Origin of the sequence: Desulfosudis oleivorans Hxd3 (genome assembly GCF_000018405.1) — a bacterium.
Classification (GTDB): Bacteria; Desulfobacterota; Desulfobacteria; order Desulfobacterales; family Desulfosudaceae; genus Desulfosudis; species Desulfosudis oleivorans.
Map to the genome: position 1 here is coordinate 2,083,428 of NC_009943.1, position 19,107 is coordinate 2,102,534.

Annotated in this window: 18 protein-coding genes, 1 tRNA gene and 1 riboswitch; of the genes, 5 read left to right on the top strand and 14 right to left on the bottom strand. The window is 58.6% G+C overall.

From position 1 onward, the window contains the following. Positions 1–35: 35 nt before the first annotated feature. A tRNA-Phe gene (locus DOLE_RS08905) sits at positions 36–111 on the top strand. Between the two features lie 49 nt (positions 112–160). Here DOLE_RS08905 and DOLE_RS08910 read toward each other — a convergent pair. The 5 genes from DOLE_RS08910 to DOLE_RS17340 are packed head-to-tail and all read right to left on the bottom strand — an operon-like array spanning position 161 to position 5,124. Beyond that, complete coding sequence (locus tag DOLE_RS08910; protein ID WP_012175154.1) at positions 161–1,657, bottom strand: cobyric acid synthase; 1,497 nt, start codon at positions 1,655–1,657, stop codon at positions 161–163. Beyond that, on the bottom strand, positions 1,654–2,340 hold the full coding sequence (locus tag DOLE_RS08915; RefSeq protein ID WP_012175155.1) for an energy transducer TonB: 687 nt from the start codon (positions 2,338–2,340) through the stop codon (positions 1,654–1,656). Before DOLE_RS08915 ends, DOLE_RS08910 begins: the two co-directional genes overlap by 4 nt. 16 nt (positions 2,341–2,356) lie before the next feature. Then, positions 2,357–2,776: an ExbD/TolR family protein gene (locus DOLE_RS08920; protein WP_012175156.1), complete on the bottom strand. Its 420-nt coding sequence runs from the start codon at positions 2,774–2,776 to the stop codon at positions 2,357–2,359. A 15-nt stretch (positions 2,777–2,791) separates the two neighbouring features. Then, positions 2,792–3,397: a MotA/TolQ/ExbB proton channel family protein gene (locus DOLE_RS08925; RefSeq protein ID WP_012175157.1), complete on the bottom strand. Its 606-nt coding sequence runs from the start codon at positions 3,395–3,397 to the stop codon at positions 2,792–2,794. After that, positions 3,394–5,124 (bottom strand): DUF3450 family protein, encoded by a 1,731-nt coding sequence (locus DOLE_RS17340; RefSeq protein WP_012175158.1) that lies wholly within the window; start codon positions 5,122–5,124, stop codon positions 3,394–3,396. The genes DOLE_RS08925 and DOLE_RS17340 overlap by 4 nt, the downstream gene beginning before the upstream one ends. 113 nt (positions 5,125–5,237) lie before the next feature. Next, positions 5,238–5,423: riboswitch (cobalamin riboswitch) on the bottom strand. A 121-nt stretch (positions 5,424–5,544) separates the two neighbouring features. Here DOLE_RS17340 and sppA point away from each other — a divergent pair. After that, complete coding sequence (gene sppA / locus DOLE_RS08935) at positions 5,545–6,579, top strand: signal peptide peptidase SppA (RefSeq protein ID WP_153304399.1); 1,035 nt, start codon at positions 5,545–5,547, stop codon at positions 6,577–6,579. 13 nt (positions 6,580–6,592) lie between these two features. Here sppA and DOLE_RS08940 read toward each other — a convergent pair whose 3' ends face one another. The 3 genes from DOLE_RS08940 to DOLE_RS08950 all read right to left on the bottom strand — a co-directional run bounded on the left by DOLE_RS08940 (position 6,593) and on the right by DOLE_RS08950 (position 10,326). Further along, positions 6,593–7,438, bottom strand: a complete 846-nt coding sequence (locus tag DOLE_RS08940) for an EFR1 family ferrodoxin (RefSeq protein WP_012175160.1) — start codon at positions 7,436–7,438, stop codon at positions 6,593–6,595. A 98-nt stretch (positions 7,439–7,536) separates the two neighbouring features. Then, positions 7,537–8,661, bottom strand: coding sequence for a sensor domain-containing diguanylate cyclase (locus DOLE_RS08945; protein WP_012175161.1), 1,125 nt, complete (start codon positions 8,659–8,661; stop codon positions 7,537–7,539). A gap of 99 nt (positions 8,662–8,760) precedes the next feature. Further along, positions 8,761–10,326: a B12-binding domain-containing radical SAM protein gene (locus tag DOLE_RS08950; RefSeq protein ID WP_012175162.1), complete on the bottom strand. Its 1,566-nt coding sequence runs from the start codon at positions 10,324–10,326 to the stop codon at positions 8,761–8,763. 210 nt (positions 10,327–10,536) lie between these two features. Between DOLE_RS08950 and DOLE_RS18435 the strand changes: the two genes are divergently transcribed. Further along, positions 10,537–10,953: a PilZ domain-containing protein gene (locus DOLE_RS18435; RefSeq protein ID WP_041280456.1), complete on the top strand. Its 417-nt coding sequence runs from the start codon at positions 10,537–10,539 to the stop codon at positions 10,951–10,953. 10 nt (positions 10,954–10,963) lie between these two features. Here the strand turns inward: DOLE_RS18435 and DOLE_RS08960 are convergent, their stop codons facing one another. The 3 genes from DOLE_RS08960 to DOLE_RS08970 all read right to left on the bottom strand — a co-directional run bounded on the left by DOLE_RS08960 (position 10,964) and on the right by DOLE_RS08970 (position 12,896). Next, entirely contained in the window at positions 10,964–11,608 is a 645-nt protein-coding gene (locus tag DOLE_RS08960; protein ID WP_012175163.1) for a metallophosphoesterase family protein, read from the bottom strand. Positions 11,609–11,675: 67 nt separating this feature from the next. Continuing rightward, a complete protein-coding gene (locus DOLE_RS08965) occupies positions 11,676–12,047 on the bottom strand; it encodes a hypothetical protein (RefSeq protein WP_012175164.1) in 372 nt (123 codons plus the stop codon). A 57-nt stretch (positions 12,048–12,104) separates the two neighbouring features. Beyond that, a complete protein-coding gene (locus DOLE_RS08970) occupies positions 12,105–12,896 on the bottom strand; it encodes a thymidylate synthase (protein WP_012175165.1) in 792 nt (263 codons plus the stop codon). A 214-nt stretch (positions 12,897–13,110) separates the two neighbouring features. On the opposite strand from DOLE_RS08970, the gene DOLE_RS08975 reads away from it, so the two are divergent. Continuing rightward, positions 13,111–14,571 carry a metallophosphoesterase gene (locus DOLE_RS08975; RefSeq protein WP_041280457.1) on the top strand — a complete coding sequence of 487 codons (1,461 nt, stop codon included), beginning with the start codon at positions 13,111–13,113 and terminating at the stop codon, positions 14,569–14,571. A 61-nt stretch (positions 14,572–14,632) separates the two neighbouring features. Then, complete coding sequence (locus DOLE_RS18675) at positions 14,633–15,388, top strand: TerB family tellurite resistance protein (RefSeq protein ID WP_012175167.1); 756 nt, start codon at positions 14,633–14,635, stop codon at positions 15,386–15,388. Here the strand turns inward: DOLE_RS18675 and DOLE_RS08985 are convergent. The 3 genes from DOLE_RS08985 to mnmA all read right to left on the bottom strand — a co-directional run bounded on the left by DOLE_RS08985 (position 15,385) and on the right by mnmA (position 18,793). After that, complete coding sequence (locus tag DOLE_RS08985; protein WP_012175168.1) at positions 15,385–16,200, bottom strand: MBL fold metallo-hydrolase; 816 nt, start codon at positions 16,198–16,200, stop codon at positions 15,385–15,387. The two genes, DOLE_RS18675 and DOLE_RS08985, sit on opposite strands and share 4 nt — an antisense overlap. Further along, a complete protein-coding gene (mtaB, locus tag DOLE_RS08990) occupies positions 16,197–17,552 on the bottom strand; it encodes a tRNA (N(6)-L-threonylcarbamoyladenosine(37)-C(2))-methylthiotransferase MtaB (protein WP_012175169.1) in 1,356 nt (451 codons plus the stop codon). Before mtaB ends, DOLE_RS08985 begins: the two co-directional genes overlap by 4 nt. A gap of 173 nt (positions 17,553–17,725) precedes the next feature. Beyond that, positions 17,726–18,793: a tRNA 2-thiouridine(34) synthase MnmA gene (gene mnmA / locus DOLE_RS08995; protein ID WP_167320867.1), complete on the bottom strand. Its 1,068-nt coding sequence runs from the start codon at positions 18,791–18,793 to the stop codon at positions 17,726–17,728. Positions 18,794–19,107: the final 314 nt, after the last annotated feature.

Genomic DNA, 19,107 nt, shown 5'->3' on the forward strand with positions numbered 1-19,107 from the left:
AAACCCGGATTGTTCTCTAAAATGCACCTAATCGTGCCGAGGTAGCTCAGTCGGTAGAGCAGGGGACTGAAAATCCCTGTGTCGGCAGTTCAATTCTGTCCCTCGGCACCACCACAAAAGGGTCGCGGCTTTTGCCCGGCCCTTTTGCTTTTGGCAAAGTTCATATCCCCATCAGGGCCAGTATGCGATCCACGTCAACATGGTGTTTCACGTGCCCGGCCAGCAGGTCGTAGTTGCGCTGCCGGACCTGGTCATAATCCTCCCGCAAAGCAGATGGATCAAAAAGGATATGACCGGCTTTTGCCAGGGCTGCCAGAAACCGGCCGCGAAACACCCCGGAATCAAACAGGCCGTGAAGGTAGGTGCCCATTACCCGGCCATCCGCGGAAACGGCCCCGTCCGGCTCATGATCAAAATTAATAAACGGCAGGGCCTGCTCCCCCATCCGGGTATGGCCCATGTGAATTTCGTAGCCGTGGACTTGGGCGCCGAAAAGCCGGTCCCGGCCCGAAGACAGGCGCACCTGCTTGACCGCTTCGATGCGGGTTGCGATATCCAGCAGGCCAAACCCTGTAGCGTGAGGGGACGCGCCCTCCACCCCTTCCGGGTCCTCAATGGTCCGGCCCAGCATCTGGTAGCCCCCGCACAGGCCGACCACCCTTCCCTGCCCTGCTTCCAGGTAACGGGCAAGGACATGGGGCCATCCCTGTTCATGCAGAACCGTCATGTCGGCGATCACGCTCTTGCTGCCCGGCAGGATCACGGCCTGGTATGGTTCCAGATCCACCGGAGACGACAACCAGACAATGTTTGTCTCCGGCTCCTGCTCCAGGGCGTGAATATCGGTAAAATTGGCAACGTGCGGCACCTTTACCACGGCAATATTGATTTTTCCCTTTACCGGGCCGGTGCGCGCAATCGTTTCGTCCAGGGACATGGAGTCTTCCATGTCGATATGAATATCCTTGAAGTATGGCACCAGCCCCAGTACCGGCCTGCCGGTACGCTGTTCGATAAAAGAGATACCGTCGGTAAAAAGATCCGGATTGCCCCGGAACTTGTTGATGATAAAACCGGCCACCAGGTCACGTTCTTTTGGCGATATCAGTTCCATGGTGCCGATGATCTGGGCAAACACCCCGCCCCTGTCGATGTCTGCCACCAGCACCACCGGCGAACCGGTTGCCAGGGCCATCTCAAAGTTGACAACATCACGGGGCCGCAGGTTGACCTCGCAGCAGGAGCCGGCCCCCTCCATGACGATCGCTTCGTACCGGTCGGCCAGATGGGAAAAGCTTTCCATGATCCGGCTTCGGACCTGGTCCTGGGATTCGTAGTAGGCCCGGCCTGACAGGGTGTCGACCACCCTGCCCTGCACCACCACCTGAACCCCGCGGTCAGACACGGGCTTGAGCAGTATCGGGTTCATGTGGACCGAGGGCAGCAGGCCGGCGGCCTCGGCCTGCACGGCCTGGGCCCGGCCGATCTCCCCGCCCTCCAGGGTCACGTAGGCGTTGTTGGACATGTTCTGGGCCTTGAAGGGGGCCACGCGCACGCCCCGCTGTTTTAATATCCGGCAAAAGGCCGTGGTGATGACACTCTTGCCCACGTCCGAGCCGGTGCCGAGAAACATGATGCTTTTTGGGGATTTTTTCATTCGTCTGCTTTCAGCTCAAACCGGATGGTGGTGGTGACCTTTGTGACCACCGGCCGGCCGGCAATGGTGCCGGGTTTAAACCGCCATCCACTCACGCACTGAATCACGCTGTCGTCAAAAATCGATTCAGGATCGGATTCTGTCACAGTCACATCCGTTACCCGGCCTTTTGCGTCCACCAGAAAGGAGACCGTCACCCACCCCTGGATGTTCCGCCGTTTGGCATGGGCCGGATAAACCGGGGGCTTTCGGAATACAGGCACAAGAGGGCTGTCCAGGTCCATGGCATCAAACACCTGTGGCCCGGCAGGCACCGGCGGGGCTTCAGGTGTGGTTTCAGCGCCGGAATCCGGCCGGGTCGTTTCAACCGGTTCCGGTGACACGGCAGGAACTTTTTTCACGGCAGGAACGGACCTGGCGGGCGCCGTAGCTTCCGGTTTTTTTTCAGGCACTGAAGGCTTTACCAAAGGGGCCGGTGCCGGGAGGGGGCGGGAGGGGCGCAGCCGGGTGACCGTGACCGGACCGGGCTGACGGTAAGGTTCTGCAGCCGGCGCCGGCGGCAGTTTCACCGCCGGCAGGGCCGCAAACAGCAGCAGGTTGATCAGCAGCGCAAGGCCGGCGGCAGCGGCCCAATCCCGGCCTTTCTGAAAATTCCCGGCATGAATCACAGGGGTGGCTTTCATCTGCAGCTTTCGCCTTTCATTGCTGTTCCGGTATGCCCGCGGCCATGGATATGGCCCTGGCCCCGGCCAGCCGGCAGGCATCCATCACCTCGATCACCGTGCCGGTGGCGCTCTGGGTGTCGGCCACGATCAACACCTCGGCTTCGGGCTTTTCCGTGATCGCCCGTTCCACGGCCAGGCGCAGGCGGTCCGCGTCAATCTCCCGTCTGCCCATAAAAATCCGGTTCTCACGGGTAATGCCGATCACCAGGTCAGCGCTTTCCCGGACAACGGCGGTGGCGGCGGACGGCTTGTCAATGTCCAGCCCGGTCTCCTGGACAAAACTGGTGGTCACCAGGAAAAAGATCAACAGGATAAAAATCATGTCGATCAGGGGCGCCATGTTGAGTTCCACCCCTCTTTTTCCGGCCCGCCGGGCCGCTGAAATATTGAGCATTGCCTTCTCCCGTGGTTACAAAAAACGTTTCATATACATGCCCAGAGCCGCGGCCCGCTGTTTGAGAAGGGCGGTGCGCCGGGCCAGGAACCCGCTCATGTAAAAGCCGGGAATGGCCACCAGCAGACCGGCCTGTGTGGTGATCAGGGCCTCGGAAATACCACCGGCCAGGGCCCGGGCATTACCGGTGCCGAAAAGGGTCAGCGCGTCAAAGGTGGCCACCATGCCGGTGACCGTGCCCAGCAGGCCCAGCAGCGGCGCAATGGCCGCCAGCACGGCAATGACCGACAGGTGGCGGTTCAGAGAAAACACCAGGTGCAGAACGATTTCGTCCAGGATGTACCCGTCCACAGCCGCGCTTCCGGTGCGCCGGGCCAGAAAATGACGGACCAGCACGGCATTGATACCGGCACACTTCGCGGGTGGGGTTCTGCCGGCGGTGATCAGCTCCCCGGCCTGCCGGCGGGAGATGCCGGTGGCGTTCAGCCGGCGCAGCACCAGGCTTTTGTGCGCGATCAGCAGCCACAGCACAAAGGAAACCGCCAGCAGCGGCACCATGACCGGCCCGCCGCCGGCCAGGTATTCGCCCACGCGGAACAGGTGGTCCATCACCATGTTCATGGGGCAATGGTCCGGGACTTGAATATCATGTTGACAAAAGCCACGGCCTTTTCCTCCATCTGGCCGATCAGGGTCTCCACCTTCCGGGTGAGCAGGGTGTGTCCCAGCATTAACGGAATGGCCACGCACAGGCCCAGCATGGTGGTCACCAGGGCCTCGGAAATACCGCCGGACAGCATGCGGGCATCGCCGGTACCGTAATAGGTGATCACGTGAAACGTCTGGATCATGCCCGTGACCGTGCCCAGCAGGCCCAGCAGCGGCGCAATGGCCGCCAGCAGGCCCAGGGTGGACAAAAACCGCTCCAGCCGGGGGACTTCGTTTAAGATCGCCTCCTGAAGGGCGTTTTCCATGGACTCCCGGTCCATTTGTCCAAAAGCCACGGCCGTGCCGATCACCCGGGGCACCGACTGTTTTTGGTTTTTTTCGCAGGCCAGCCGGCAGGCGTCCCACTGGCCGCCGGCAATGCAGCGGCCCACATGGGCCATGAAGGTTTCCGCGTCACAGGTCCGCTTCCACAGGTAGACGGCCCTTTCAATGATGATGGTAAGGCCCATCACCAGGATGGCGAGAATCGGCCACACAATGGGGCCGCCCTTTGCAATCTGGCCGGCCAGGCCCGGCCGATGGACCATTTCCCGCAGGGCCGCGCCCTGGGTGATGTCCATGTAAAAAGCGTCTCTGTTGCCGGAAATATACTGCCGGTTGACACGATCCACCCGCCAGCCGGCAGACCTGGAAAGGGCAAAAAACCGGTTCCCGGTTTCTGAATACAGGGCATAACCGGTGTCATCCGCTGTATGGTAAAGCGTGGTGAGGTTGCCGGCCATCAGCAGGTCTGCTGCCTTTTCCCGGCCTGCCGGGTCGATGATCGTCCCCTTGACCCGGCGGACCCGGCCGGATTTGACGGCCTCGTCCATCAGCAGGTCAACCATGGCCTCCAGGTCTGACAAAGAAGGGATGCTCTCCATGCCGGCCAGGCGTTCCAGAAAAGCGCCCCGGTTTTTCTCTGTGCCGCTCTGGGGGCTGTTGTTAATCACCACCCGTGCTTCCTGGGCATACCGGCGGATCTGCCCGGCCACGGCATCCATGTCTTTGGCGGCAACCGGCACAACTTGAGTTTCAGTGTCCTCTGGTGCGGTTACAGAAGGGGAACCTTCCGCCGACGGCCGGTTTTCTACAGGCCGTCCCATGGGCAGGCAAAGCAGTTCCACGGGCCGTCTTTTAAGGGCCATCTCCATGGCCGCACTCACGCCGCGCCGCCACCGGCCATCCAGCGGCTCCCACCCGGCCCGCTCCCTGCTGTAACGACCGGCCTGCGTCCCGTCCAGGGTCTGGTAAAAAAGGGCCGCCCGGCCCAGCCGCAGCACGTCTACCACCGCTTTGCGATCATCGATCATGATGGTTTCCCGGTAAACATCAACGGTGTTACCGTATTCGACCTCCGCAAAGAGTGTCTCCATCAGCCGGTCAAGGGCGTCTGAGAAGGGAACATCTTCATCCGTCACCATCTGCCGTACCCGGTCCAGCCGTTCCTGTCGCTCGTCGATCAAAAACGGCAGGTCGGTTTGCACAAAGGACTCAACACGGCCACAGGTCTCTTTTAATAACAGTCGAAGCTCACCTTCTTCATTCCCGGCCCAGGCTTGCGGCCATGCCGCGCAACAGGCCAGCCATACCAGAACAACCCACAGCGTTTTCATTCGGCGCGTTTTTCGGTGCTTCATGATTTTTTCCCTTGTTCCGCGTGCCAAAAAAAATCCCCGGATCGACATTCATCGACCCGGGGATTCCCTTTTTTATCCTCAAGATCCGTTGGTTTTCCATCTATTCCCATAGGCGGAAAACCCGTCACCAGGCAGGTCTTCTGACTCCCGGATCATCCTACCGGCCGCGCCTTCCCACTTCACTTGAATGAAGCAGTGACATTCTGCGGCTTTCGTCCCCGATTACAGCGGCGGGTCCGCTCCCGATTTTCACGGGATTCCCTTTTATGCTTGATTGCACCTGATAACAATTAAATTGAATAGTTAAGCCGGTTCCAAATGTCAAGGACTTTATCAGATGAGTACGGGTTCCTGTTGCTCGAATCACCCGGATCGTGGTATGGTGGTTCACCTTTCAACCCAGACACATGAGGCATCCATATGAAATCCTTTTCAACCGTTACCGGAAAGACCCCTGCCCTTCTTATCGCATTTCTTATCGCGGGAATTTTGTCCATGGTGTTGCCGGGATGCAGCCTGCCCGGCCTCAAACTGCCGGCCGATGCCACTGACCCGCTGCGGGAGTTCGTACTGGAGGGCTCAGGCCCCCAGAAAATCGCCATGGTTTCAGTCAACGGCGCCATTACAGATAAGCCCACCAGGGATTTCATGTCCCGCAACCATCCGGGCATGCTGGACGAATTCGTGGCCCAGCTGGCACTGGCAAAAGAGGACCCATCCATCAAAGCCCTGGTGCTGAAGGTCAATTCGCCGGGCGGCACCATCACGGCCAGCGACATCATGTACAAGGAGTTGATGGATTTCAAACAGCAGACCGGCAAACCCGTTGTGGCGGCCCTGATGGATGTGGCAGCCTCCGGCGGTTATTACATCTCCCTGCCGGCGGACCACATCCTGGCCCATCCCACCACGCTTACCGGGTCAGTGGGCGTGATTTTTGTCACGCCACGGGTCAGCGGTTTGATGGACAAGCTGGGGCTGGACATGAAAATCCGCAAATCGGGCAAGCACAAGGACATGGGCTCCCCTTTCCGGGATACCACGGCGGAGGAGGACGCTCTGTTTGACGGTATCATCGACGACATGGCCGGGCGGTTTGCCGGGCTGGTGGAGAAGCACCGGGCCGATCAGAAGCCAGACATGGAAAAAATCAAAACAGCCCGCATCTTTACGGCTGACGACGCCCTTTCCGCCGGCCTGGTTGACCAGGTCGGCTATCTTGAAGACGCCCTGGCCCAGGCAAAAAAGATGGCCGGGCTGCCGGACAACGCGGCCGTGGTGACCTATCGCCGGACCTACTATCCCAACGACACCATCTACAATACCCTGGTGACACAATACGGGGCCCATTCCGGGGCACTGGTCAACATTGATCTGCTGGAGAGCATGCCCGCGCTTAAGCCGGGCCTGTACTACCTGTGGTGGCCCGGCGCCGGGAACAGCGTGCAGCCCTGACCCGGCATATTCTTCAGACAAACGCCACGGTTTCGGCCGGCTCCCTGAAAAAGTCCAACCGCTTGTGCAGGTCGGCTTCGATAAAGGGCAGCACTTTGCTGCTGATGGCACCGGGTTCGCACACCCGGACGCAGTTGAAGCAGACCACGCACCGGTCGGCAAACACCGGCCCCTCCTCCAGGGTGATGTTGGCCGTGGGACAGTTTTCCACGCACAGGCCGCACTGGGTGCAGGCATCGATGTTTACGTCAAAAGGAAGCAGCATGGGTTTTATCACGTGCAGCCCCGCTGCCTTTGCCGCTTCCTGAACTTCCTGCCGCTGATAGTTCAACGCGTCCTCCGGTAACGGCCCGGCTTTACCGTCCGCGGATGCCTTGCCCATAACGGCCTGGGCAAACCGGGCCACCTCGGCCATGTCTTTTTCATCGGGACGGCCCTTGCCCAGGGGCGCGTCAGACTGCCACAGCATGGAGTGCCGGGCCGCCACCTTGATCCCGCCCAGCACGGTCATTTTCTTTTCTTTTGCCATTGTGGCCATCTCCCGCAGGGCCACACCGCTGGAGACTGCGCCGAATGTGACAAAGGGCGCGGCATACGCGCCTTCTGTTTCAGAAAGGCCTGCCAGAAAATCCATCACCACCGGCACCGGATGGTTGGCATAAACAGGTGTCCCGGCAAACAGGATATCCCCTTTACTGATCCGGGACTGTACCACTTTTACATCAGTGCTCCTGGACGCCAGGTCCAGGCTCACCACTGGATATCCGGCGGTAGAGGCCTCGTGGGCCAGGGCCTGGGCCACCATCCGCGTAGTGCCGGCCGGAGAAAAATAGACAATGTAAACCGTTTGCTGGTTCATGCGTTCCTTCCTTTCACAATTGAAAAATACCGATAAAAAACTGAGATAATCGTGGCGACTCGCTGGACTGATGGAAAACGGCGGACCGCCGCGTTCGGTCAGACAGTCTCTTTTGGCACCTTGCTGCACACCTGGTTGCGACCCTGGGCCTTGCCCATGTAAAGGGCCTTGTCGGCCAGGTCCAGGGCCAGAATCGGCTCGTTGGCATCGTCGGGGATCGCTGAAACACCGATGGTGATGGTCAGGGCACAAGGGCCCAGGTTGGGGGCGTCTTCGTTGAAGTCGACCTTTTCCACGGCCTGGCGCAGTTTTTCCGCCACACGAATGGCGTTCTCCCGGCTGGTCTCCGGCAGCAGCACCAGGAACTCCTCGCCCCCGTAACGGGCCACCACGTCAATCTTTCGCAGGCTGGACTCAAAAATACGGGAAATGGTCTTCAACACCCGGTCCCCCCGAAGGTGACCGTAGCTGTCGTTGTACTCCTTGAAGTGATCGATATCGATCATCATAAGGGAGATGGTACGGCCGTAACGCCGGGACCGGTAGACCTCCCGCTCGAACCGTTCGAAAAAATAGCGGCGGTTGTACAGGCCGGTCAGCTCATCTTTTCGAATCAGTTCCCGGGTCTGCTGCAGGGTCATGGCGTTGCTGACCGCAATGGCCACGTTTTCCGCCACCGCGGCAAAAAGCCGCAGGTCGTTTTTTGAAAACCCGTTGACCATGGGTTTATGCGCGTTGAGAACGCCGATGATAACACCTTCCTGGTTTTTCAGGGGCACGCCCAGGTAACTGCCCTGCTTTATGCCGCTGCCGGGAAAATAGAAAAAATCGCTTTCCTTGCTGATGTCATCAATCAACACAGGGTGTCCGCCGGACACCACTCTTCCGGAAACCCCGGCCGTGACCTTGATTTCGCCATGCATGACCACCGTTTCCGGAATGCCGTGACTGGCGCGGATCTGAAGTTTCTGAAGCTCGTCATCCAGAAACATCAGGCAGTACTGGTCCACGTTAAGGGCCTCGCCGATCAGGCCCATGACCACCTCAAACAGGTCGGCCACGTGCAGGGATGTGCTCAGGGTCCGGCTCACGTTGTAAAGCGTGTAAAGCTCCAGCACCCGTTCGTTCAAGCTGCTGTTGATCTCCACCAGCTTTTCATACCGGGCTTTCAGGTCTTCCAGCTCATTGGCCGGGGCTTGCGCGGACTGAATGGCGTCTTCCATGGCACCCCCTGATAGCAACTGTTTTGTTCAAAATAATAGAACAGGTTATTACCAAAACACCCCTGTTTGTCAAGTGGATCATGTTTTTGTACCGGGCCGTCAGGAGGAGGAAGTGCCGGCCGGCCGGCCCATGGCCTTCTGAAAAAGCAGCTTTCCGGTGTCCATGATGTTGGCCGCAAAAAGGGCCAGAAAGTCGGGCTGGAAAAAAAGCTGGCGTCCGTACCAGGCCGCGAATTCCTTTGGATTCCGCAGGGGCATGCGCAGCAGGTTCCGCAAATAGGTGCGCCGCTGAATCAACTCCAGTTCCCTGGCGTCAAACGCGGCCACGTTGAGCCGGGCCTGGTGGTAGTGGTTGCCCTTTTCATAGGCGTAATCCTCGGTGATCCGCCCGCTTTCAACGCAGGTTCGCCACAGATCAGAGCCGGGCAGCGGGTTGAACACAAACGGCACCAGGTAGTCCACGCCCAGGTCCAGGCCGAACCGCATGGAACGCTGGACCTGCTCCAGGGTCTCGCCGGGAAATCCGATAATAAAATAGGCCACTGTGGATATGCCGTGTTTTTTCGCCAGGCGGGCCACCTCTCTGGCCCTGTCCAGGGAAAAGGGCTTTTTCACGTAAGCGGCAAAGGTGTCCGGATCTCCGGACTCCACAGCCAGGGTGATCTGGTAGCAGCCGCTCTGTTTCATCAGGCCCATCAGCTCATCGTCGATGGTCCACAGGGCGATGCCGTTGGGCGTGTTCCATGGCATGGTAAGGCCACGGTCGACCATGCCGCGAAAAATCGCCATGGCCCGTTTCCGGTCGGCGGTGAGGTTGTCGTCCTGCCACTTGAGTTCCTGAATATCGTATCGGCTTTTCAGGTGGGCGATTTCCGCCAGAACGTTTTCAGCAGACCGGGTGCGGAACCGCTTTCCCCAGTGAAGATAGGAGGAGCAGAACGGGCAGCCAAAGGGACACCCCCGGCTGGAGACAATCGGGGTGTTGCGCCGCTTTCGCCAATGGTAGGCCATGGGCTTGCCGGCTTTGAAATAGGCCTCCATGGGCAGCAGGTCCCGGGCCGGCAGGGGGAGATCATCAAGATTCTCGATCCAGGTAGTCCGCTGGTTTACGCGAATCGCGCCGTTCTCGCCACGAAAGGCGATACCGTCAATCTCTTCAACTCGTTCGCCCCGGTTGTGGGCGTCGAGAATACCGGCCAGCCCGAGTTCCCCTTCACCCAGCACCACGTAGTCCACCGCTGTTTTCAAAAGGGTCTGCTCAGCCAGAAAAGAGGGGTGGGTGCCGCCGGCAACCACCACCATGTCCGGGTCAATCTCCCGCTTTATCTTTTCGCTCAACACCCGGACACAGGCAAACTGGTTGGAAAACAGGCAGGAGATGCCCACCATGTCGGGAGCAAACGCCCGAATACAATCTAAAATCTGATCCCAGGAGAGCCCCACCCGCTCATAGAGGTCACCTTCCGGCTCGCGCTGGCCGGGGGCCTCTGCCACGCAGTCGAGAATCGCCACATCCACCCGGTCCCGAATATAGGCGGCCAGGGAGGCAATGCCAAGGGGCGGGCACACCATGGGATCAAATACATGTTTTACGTCAAAAAAAGGCGGAAAAATCAGCATCACCCGCTGAATGGGACGCAGGGGGCCGCATTTCATCACCGGCATCTCCTTTTCCTTGAGCAAGCATTTTTGCCCGAACCCGGCCCCCCGATTTTTGCTTTATGCCACGTCATTTCCTGCTTGACCTTATTTCATGCCATTGGTATGGTGGAATCAATTCCCAATCCGTTCGGCAACCTGTTTTTACCCCTGCTCTGTCCGGACCCGCCGTCATCCAGAGGGATCGTTTCAATACGTCAGCACAGGAGGTGCGATATGACCTATTCCCGCATCCATGACGACACCGTTGTCCGGCTTCCCGCGTCCCCGGCCGAACCGGCATTTACCGCAAAAAACGCGGCATTCCAGGGCACTCATCGGCCCGTCATCCTCCATACCCGACGGACCTATCCCCGGGGATATCGACAGGCCCACATTCGATACGCCGTTGCCGACACTCCTGATTTTCACAACGCGGTCCTGATCAACGAAAGCACCGGCGGGCTCTGTTTTGAGGCCGACACCCGGCTGACGCCGGGCACGATGATCCGGGTGCAACTGGGCCCCCTGCCCCAGGCCGGCCATGAAATGATGATTTACCTGGCCGAAGTTCGTTGGTGCAGACGGGAAAAGACCATGCAGTCAAAACCCTTTACCGTTGGTGCCCGTTTTCTGACCGCCCTTGTCCAGTAGACCGGGCCTGTCATACCGGCAGCATCTCCACCTGCGGGGACATGCCCGGCTCATATTGAATCAATGCCCCCTGCCCTTTTCCGCCGATACTGCAATTGACCACCAGGGTCTCTTCCAGCCGGGCCACACCCGGCATCTCGTGAAGATGGCCGCAAATCACCAGCGGAATCCGGTTCTCTGTAATAATCTGCCGTAACCCCGCCGAGCCCGCATGCCACCGGCCGAACACCCGGTCCAGCACACCCCTGGGCGGCGGATGGGCCACCAGTACCGATACGCCTGTAAACTGATTGCCGACCCCGGCAACCATCCGCTGTTCCGCCAGGCAGAGCCGGGAGTCAAAAGGAAGCAGAAAGGTGCCGCTGATCCCGGAAAAAACAAGGCCTTCCACGTTCATCCGGTTGAGGTGAAGCCAGGAGATATTTTTCCGGTGAAAAACGGTCTGTTCCATTCGTCGGCCGTCGCTGTTGCCCCGCACAGCCAGCACTGGCACCGGCATGCGGGAAAGTTCTTCCATGGAACGGTTTGCGGAAAACCAGCCGGCCACATCACCGGCCACCACCAGCAGGTCGGCGTTGAGGTCCGCCACCCGGCGACGGATCATGTCAAACCGGTGGGACCTGCCGTGTATGTCGGCAACAGCGTAAATACGCATGGATCAGGTGTGGAACAGGTATTGGGGTGAACCGGCCGCGGGCTGGCGTCAAAAAAACAGCGGAACATCAATCGACCTTGCCGTCCAGGATGTCTTCGGCTTCCTGCATATCATTGGCATACCGGCCCCGGTATCCGACGTTCATGGAGGTCTTGTCAAACTGAATATGGCCCCAGCTTCCATATTTGCGGACCACCCGGACCACTTCGGAAACGCCGGCATCAACCAGAAACTCCTGAACGCCGCTGATGAGAAATTCGTACTGCTCATCAAGCAGCTCAAAATCCCTCAGGTCGGTGAGGCAGGTAAACCCGGAACGCAGGTCTTTGCAAACGTCACGAATTCCCTCGGCCACCTTCATCATCTCCTCCAGGCTGTCCAGTTTGCCCAGCGTGAGGTAGAGCCTGTTTTTTTCCTTGTCTGCACGGATTGAATGCATAATTTTTCGCCCTCCCTTTCAAGGACGTCCAACATCATTATCTTTCTGTTGTGGCCATTATGTTTTGAGACATCTCAATTTGGCCAGATCCTCGGCATATCCATACAGGTGCAGCCCCTTGCTCTCCACGATCATGGGGCCGTCGGCCACGCCGATCTCACCGGCCATGTACTCTTTTAAATTCTGAATGCCCGCCAGGTTGGCGGGAAGCCCGCCCCACAGGTCCCAGGAACGGAAATAAACAAAGAAAATCAACTGGTCGTCCTGGATCCGGGTGTCGATGGAACGGAGGCAGGGCGGGTCCAGCAGGGCCAGGTCCGAGGGTTCGGCCACCTGAAGCACCATCTGGTTGTTCCGGGCGCCGAACCGTTTATAGGTGTCAATGACCCATTCAATCTGGTTGATGTAAAGCCGGCCGTCCTCCTCAAACACGATTTTGCCGTCCGGCTCCCGCCGGTCCACGATTTCCGAAGCATTTTCGTGCCACCATGCCAGCTTGTCGCCGTAAAGTGGGGCCCGGGTCAGCCGCTCGCCGTAGGTGTAGGACTCCCCCGGCTCTTTTCGGGGGGTCATCAGGTATTCGATGTAGGCACGGTCATAACCGTCACCGCCGTAAACATAGGCCTCCTCCACGGGATTGGGAATGCCGCAGGAGGCCGGAATATCAGGCAGAATGGGGGGTGTGCCGGGAAACTTCACATATCCGGTAAAATAGTCGTACTCCAGCCGGGTCTGGCCGGCAAAAGAGCCCCGGTCGATGGTAAACCGCCGACCATGGTCCAGAATATCGTAAACCGCCTGAAACCAGAGATCCGGCAGATCCCTGGCCTCTACCCTGTGCATATGCATTCCAACCCTTTCTACTTTCAAATGTGAAAATTGATCTGTTTCGGCAACATACCATAAGAGTGTAAAATAATAAACAGTGTTTTATGCCTGTTGCGCAAAAAAACGCACACTGTCGAAATACGGGCACGCCTTTTGTCAAAACCGGTTGACACGGTTTTGCGCCATTGCTATCCATACACAGGCTTTATTTCCACACACCGGACCGGATACGCGCTTGGAATCGAACGCATACCACAGCACCCGACGGAAATCGCCAAAACAGCGGCAGATACGGCTGGCGGTTCTTTTCTTTCTGCTGCTGCTCTCTATTCCATGGGCCTGCCCCGTATGGGCCGGACAGAATTTTCAGGGCCTGTGGTGTTCGGACATTCACTTTGATCCCTTTTTCGATCCGGCCATTGTGCCGGAGCTCAATCGCCGGCCCGAAAAAGAGTGGCCTTCCATCCTGGCAGGTTCCCCCCTTCAGGGCCGTCTTCCAAAAGCCGGGGAACAGACCGGCCTTGCCCTTCTGGAGTCCACCCTGCAGGCGATGCGCGCCCGGCTTGCCCGGCCTGAATTTATTATCTGCTCCGGCGATTTTCTGGCCCATGGTTTTAATGAAAAATACGCGGCCATCACAGGGGAAAAAAATCCGGCGGCCTGTTCCGCCTTTATCGACAAAACCCTCTCTTTTCTCGTCTCCCGTTTTACCTTCTATTTTCCGGATGCGCCGGTTCTCTTCTCTCTGGGCAACACGGACAGCTATGAAGGCGACTACCGCGCCACTGCTCACAGCCCTTTTTTCAAGGCCTCAGCCCCGCTTCTGGGGCAGGCGTTTCTCAAGACCGGGCAGGACGAAAAAACGTTTGCCGCCACCTATCGCCAGGGCGGTTATTTTGAAACCCGCCTTTTGGGCCGAAAAAACCTTCGCGTTTTTTCTCTCAACACCACGTTCTTCTCCAGAAAAACGTCGAAAGCCGGCCCCGGTCCGGCCGCCGAACAACTGGCGTGGCTGGAAGACCGCATAGACCATGCGGCCCGGCGCAAGGAAAAGGTCTGGGTGCTGATGCACATACCGCCGGGCATCAGCGTCTATTCCACCCTGCAAAAAAATCCCGGCCGCGCGGTTCCGAAAAAACCGGTCTTGCTTCTCAATCAGACGTACCTTGCACCGTTGAAACAGATCCTCACACGATATCCAGATACCGTGGCAGCCCTCTTTGCAGGCCACATTCACCGGAACGACTTTCGCCTGTTGCGCACGGATGCCGGCCCGCCGGCAGTGGTGCTGGTGACGGCCGCGGTCTCCCCGGTATTTGACAACAACCCGGTGTTTCGAGTGGTAACGGTTGATCCGGCCGGTTTTACCATTGCCGGCATGGAAGAGTGGTTTCTGGACCTTCTCACCGGGAAATGGCAGCGGGGCGCAGCATGGGGCCCCCGCCCCCTCACCGGCAAAACCCTGCACCGGTTCTGGCAGGAGATGAAAGATACCCCCGCCCTGGCCGACCGGTATATGGCCGCCTACAACGGGTTTGCAAAGCCCGACGCCATCACGGGACAGACCTTTGCATTTTACCATGCCGCCATGGGCGCGCTTGATGCCCCGGGATATCAGCAGGCCCTGGAAGGCTGGTTCCTGCCGGACACTCCACCGCCGGCCGATGTAATGACCGTGCCGGCCGGCCCGGATTGACAAACCCCGCCACATCCTCTAACTTGTGTTTTTTTATCAGAATCAAAAAAGGACAGGATCAATGAGCTGGATCGGTAAAATGGTGGGCGGCACCCTCGGGTTTGCCCTGGGTGGCCCGGTGGGCGCGATTCTGGGCGGGGTGTTCGGCCACGCCTTTGACACGAAGGAAGAGCGGGCGCTTTCCGGCGGCGGCCCCACCCTGCTTTCACCCGAGGAAGAGGCCCAGATGACCTTTTTTGTGGCCGGTTTTTCCATGCTGGCCAAACTGGCCGCCGTGGACGGCCGGGTAACGAAAGAAGAAATGGAAGCGGTCCAGCGCTTCATGGCTCAGGACCTTTCCATGACCGAAAAAAACCAGCAGGTGGCCTTTCGCATCTTTCGCCAGGCCGCTGCCTCGAGCAACACGTTTGACCAGTTTGCCCGCCAGTTCCACGAAAGATTTGCCGACAAACCCGAACTGCTGGACCTGATGCTTGATATCCTGCTGCGGGTCTCCCTGGCCGACGGCCATATCAGCCCGGACGAAGAGGCCCTGATTCAGTCCGCGGCCCGGATCTTTCAATACAGCGAGGCCGCGTACAGCCGGATTAAAGAGCGATACGTGAAAAGCTCGGATTCGGTCTATGCCGTGCTCAAGAGTGAAAGAAGCAACACCGATGAAGAGATAAAAAAGCAGTACCGTAAACTGGTGTCCGAATTTCACCCGGACAAAATCGCCTCCAAGGGCCTGCCCGACGAGTTTACCGCCTTTGCCGCTGAAAAATTCCGCGAAATCCACGAGGCCTACGAGACCATTCGCAGGGAGCGGGGTTTCTAGGCCGGGCCGGCCTCCCGTATAATGGCCCGGACCATGTTGGCAAAACTCACGTTGCCCATGCAGAGCCACTTGATAAACCGCACCTCCCGGTCTTTCATCCGTTGAATGACAGCGTCCGCGTCATCCCCCTTTTCAACCAGTCCCAGGACCTCGCCCTGCAGATCTTCCAGAAAGGCCAGCTTTCGCTGAATATGGGCCTTGCCGTTGCCGATGCAGGGCCGGTGGGCACAGAGCAGCCAGTCAAAGTCCAGGGTCAGCACCCTGCGCAGGGAGGCAAGCTGGTCGACAAAGGTTTCATCGGCCCGGAAATACTTGATGCGGTCCCCAAGATAGAGGTCACCTGAAAAAAGCCGGCCGTTGTCCGCATCCAGAAAAACGGTGTGGTCTTTGCTGTGGCCCGGCGTGTGAACCGGCGTCAGGGTGCAGTCGCCGGCATCCACAACCGCCGGCAGGGGCGATACCGCCACCGGGTCGGTTTTTCCCCAGATCAGGCGCTGGTAGGGAAAGATTGAATATTCAGTTTTCAGTTTTTCCGCTGTCAGAAAATGGCCGAGCACCGGCACGCCATGCTGAAGGGAGAGAATCCGGGCATTGCCACTGTGGTCTTCATGGTAATGGGTCAACAGAATGGCGCAAACATCTTCTTTGGCCAGGGCCGCGGTAATTGTCTTTCGCATGTGGTTCTGGCCGGTGTCGATCAGCACATTGCCGGTCCGGTAAAAATGGACAGTCATCAGGGGGCGGCCCACAGGGCCATACCCTGCCTCATACGCCACCACCGGTCCAAACATTTTTTTGCGAAAAATATTCATTTGTCGGCTTCTTCCCGTGCCGCACGCGCCGGGGTCGCGATTTCCCCTTTTACCTGCAACCCCTCCACCTGCTCCCCGATCCGGACATTCACCAGTTGCCCCCGAAGCGCTTCCGGCCCCTTGACCAGAACAGACAGGTAATTGGTGGAAACCGCCTTGAGCAGGCCGGTTTTGCGGTCCGGCGTCTCCTCCACCAGGGCCGGCACCATTCTTTCGTAATTATTTTGACAGAAAATCCGTTTCTTTTCCGCCCCCAGATTCCGCAGCCGGGCGCAACGGGACTTGATCTCTTCTGCCGGCACCGGGTTGTCCATGGCCGCGGCACGGGTGCCGGGCCGGGACGAAAAGGGAAAAACATGCAGGTAGCTCACCGGCAGGGTTTCAACCAGGCAAAAGGTCTCTTCAAACAGGGCGGCGGTTTCACCGGGAAACCCCACCAGCACATCCGCGCCGATGGCGGCATGGGGCACCCGTTTTCGCACCGCCGCCACCCGGTCGGCATAAACTTCAGCGGTGTAGGGCCGGCCCATGCGGCCCAGCACATCGTTGGAACCGCTTTGCAGGGGCAGGTGAAAATGGTCGCAGATCATGTCGGTGCCGGCCGCCAGGTCCAGCAGGTCATCGGTGAGCTCACACGGCTCAATGGAGCTGAGCCGCAGCCGGGATACGAGCCGGCGCCGGACAACGGTTGTAAGCAGTTCCAGAAGGGAGACCGAGGGCGACAGATCGGCGCCGTAAAGGCCCAGGTGAATGCCGGCCAGCACCACCTCCCGGCGGCCGTCCGCGTCAAGCGCGGCAAGGGCTGCCATCACCCGGTCCGGCGTCATGCTGACGCTGGGGCCCCGGGCATGGGGCACGATACAGTAGGCGCAAAAAGCGTTGCACCCGTCCTGGATGCGCAGAAAGGCCCGGGTCCGAAACCCGGTCACCGCCGCCGGGGAAAGCCGGGTAAACAGGTCACGGCGCTCCCCCTGGTCCACGATGCGAACAGGGCCGCCAGGCGTAAAAGCGTCTTCCATGGACCGGACGGTCTCAGGAATCCGGTACTTGGCGCAGTGGTACACGATGCAGTCCACCGCACCGGTGGCGGCCAGCTCCTCTGCGTTCAGGGTGGCATGGCACCCCGTGGCAAGGACCATGGCAAAAGGGTGTTCGCGCCGGAGCCGGCGGAGCAGCTGGCGGGACTGCATGGCGCCCCTGGAGGTCACGGTGCAGGTGTTGACAATGCAAAGATCAGCAGGGCCGCCGGCATCGGCCAGACACCATCCTTCGGAGATCAGGGCCGCTGCAATGGCCTCGGATTCAAATTGATTAACCTTGCACCCCAGGGTTTTAATGATAAAGCTTTTCATCAGGTACTTATGATTAAATAATTCAAATCTTTCGTTTATCCATCAATTGATGGTAGTGAGCAATTTGCACTCTTCCCCTTGGACCCTTGAATCCTTGAATCCTGTGTATCCACATACAGTTCATCTTTCTCTTCATCTTACCCTTAATCCTTCGTCTAATCCTAATCTTGCTCTCATTCCGCCCTGATAATACCCCCGCCGAGAACAGCGTCCCCGTCATAAAAAACCGCTCCCTGGCCCGGGGCCACGGCAAACTGGGGCGTGACAAACTCAACAACCGCGTCTGTTTCGCCCAGGGCCGTCAGCCGGGCCGGCACTTCTGTCTGATTGTACCGGATCTTTACAGACACGTTCATGGAACCTTTCGGCCTGTCCGGAATCCAGTTTACCTGCGCCACCCGGCAGACCGGGACAAACAGGTCCTGCCGGAACCCCACCTTCAGGCAGTTGCGCGCCATGTCCAGGGCCGCCACATAGTAGGGCTGTTCAGCCGGGCAGTTGATTCCCCTGCGCTGGCCCACGGTAAACCGGTGCAGCCCGGAATGGGTGCCGATCAACCGGCCCGTCATGTCTTCAATCGGGCCCGGGCCCGGGATGGCCGGAACCTGGGCCTCTATAAAATCGGCGCATTCTTCGCCCCTGATAAAACAGACATCCTGGCTTTCTTTGCTCTCAATGGGAACAAGACCGTGCCGGGCCGCGTGGGCCCGCACCTGGTCCTTTGTCATCCGCTCCAGGGGAAACCGGGCCCGGCCAAGCTGATCCTGGGACAGAAAGGCAAGAAAATAGCTCTGCTCCTTTGCCGGGTCCGCCCCTTTCCAGAGCCGCACACCGTCCGGGTCTTTGGTTGTCCGGCAGTAATGGCCCGTGGCAACGGCATCGGCGCCCAGGGAACGGGCGTAGTCCATGCAGGCCCCAAACTTGATGCGGCTGTTGCACACCATGCAGGGATTGGGTGTTTCACCGCGAAGGTAGGCAGCGGTAAAATAGTCCACCACATTGGATTGAAACACGGTCCGGCAGTCAAAAATGAAAACCGGAATATCCATTTGCGTAAACAGCTTTTCAAGCCGTCCTGCCCGGTCTTCCGGTTCATACCCGGTGAGAAAATGGATGGCCGTCACGTCAGCCCCGGACTGTTTCAGCAGGTGGGCCGCCACCAGAGAATCTATTCCGCCGCTGACAAGAACGGCAATCAAAGGGTTCGAGGATTCAAGGGGCCAAGGGTTCAAGGGGTTCATCAGGGGCATCTCTAAAAATTGATTTTCTTCTGCGGCCTTCGCGTCTTTGCGAAAAATTTAATTTTTCGAGGTTTCCTCAAGTCTTTGTTTATCGTATTTCACTTGGTTCCTTGAACCCTTGAATCCTCGACTCCTCGAACCCTTAACTTGCCAGCCCGGATATTTCACGAGTTGATTTGGCCGCAGATGCAAGGCGCGGGACATGAAGCTGTAGTCAATCTACCGCGAATGTTCCGCAACACAGTCCCGCCGATGGCGGGACCAAGGTGACTCGCCCGAAGGGTGAAATTTTTCGACATAAAATTGACACAAAA

Coding starts and splice junctions, on each gene's coding strand:
- DOLE_RS08910 (WP_012175154.1), bottom strand. CDS start 1,657: ATGAAAAAATCCCCAAAAAGCATCATGTTTCTCGGCACCGGCTCGGAC.
- DOLE_RS08915 (WP_012175155.1), bottom strand. CDS start 2,340: ATGAAAGCCACCCCTGTGATTCATGCCGGGAATTTTCAGAAAGGCCGG.
- DOLE_RS08920 (WP_012175156.1), bottom strand. CDS start 2,776: ATGCTCAATATTTCAGCGGCCCGGCGGGCCGGAAAAAGAGGGGTGGAA.
- DOLE_RS08925 (WP_012175157.1), bottom strand. CDS start 3,397: ATGAACATGGTGATGGACCACCTGTTCCGCGTGGGCGAATACCTGGCC.
- DOLE_RS17340 (WP_012175158.1), bottom strand. CDS start 5,124: ATGAAGCACCGAAAAACGCGCCGAATGAAAACGCTGTGGGTTGTTCTG.
- sppA (WP_153304399.1), top strand. CDS start 5,545: ATGAAATCCTTTTCAACCGTTACCGGAAAGACCCCTGCCCTTCTTATC.
- DOLE_RS08940 (WP_012175160.1), bottom strand. CDS start 7,438: ATGAACCAGCAAACGGTTTACATTGTCTATTTTTCTCCGGCCGGCACT.
- DOLE_RS08945 (WP_012175161.1), bottom strand. CDS start 8,661: ATGGAAGACGCCATTCAGTCCGCGCAAGCCCCGGCCAATGAGCTGGAA.
- DOLE_RS08950 (WP_012175162.1), bottom strand. CDS start 10,326: ATGCCGGTGATGAAATGCGGCCCCCTGCGTCCCATTCAGCGGGTGATG.
- DOLE_RS18435 (WP_041280456.1), top strand. CDS start 10,537: ATGACCTATTCCCGCATCCATGACGACACCGTTGTCCGGCTTCCCGCG.
- DOLE_RS08960 (WP_012175163.1), bottom strand. CDS start 11,608: ATGCGTATTTACGCTGTTGCCGACATACACGGCAGGTCCCACCGGTTT.
- DOLE_RS08965 (WP_012175164.1), bottom strand. CDS start 12,047: ATGCATTCAATCCGTGCAGACAAGGAAAAAAACAGGCTCTACCTCACG.
- DOLE_RS08970 (WP_012175165.1), bottom strand. CDS start 12,896: ATGCATATGCACAGGGTAGAGGCCAGGGATCTGCCGGATCTCTGGTTT.
- DOLE_RS18675 (WP_012175167.1), top strand. CDS start 14,633: ATGAGCTGGATCGGTAAAATGGTGGGCGGCACCCTCGGGTTTGCCCTG.
- DOLE_RS08985 (WP_012175168.1), bottom strand. CDS start 16,200: ATGAATATTTTTCGCAAAAAAATGTTTGGACCGGTGGTGGCGTATGAG.
- mtaB (WP_012175169.1), bottom strand. CDS start 17,552: ATGAAAAGCTTTATCATTAAAACCCTGGGGTGCAAGGTTAATCAATTT.
- mnmA (WP_167320867.1), bottom strand. CDS start 18,793: ATGAACCCCTTGAACCCTTGGCCCCTTGAATCCTCGAACCCTTTGATT.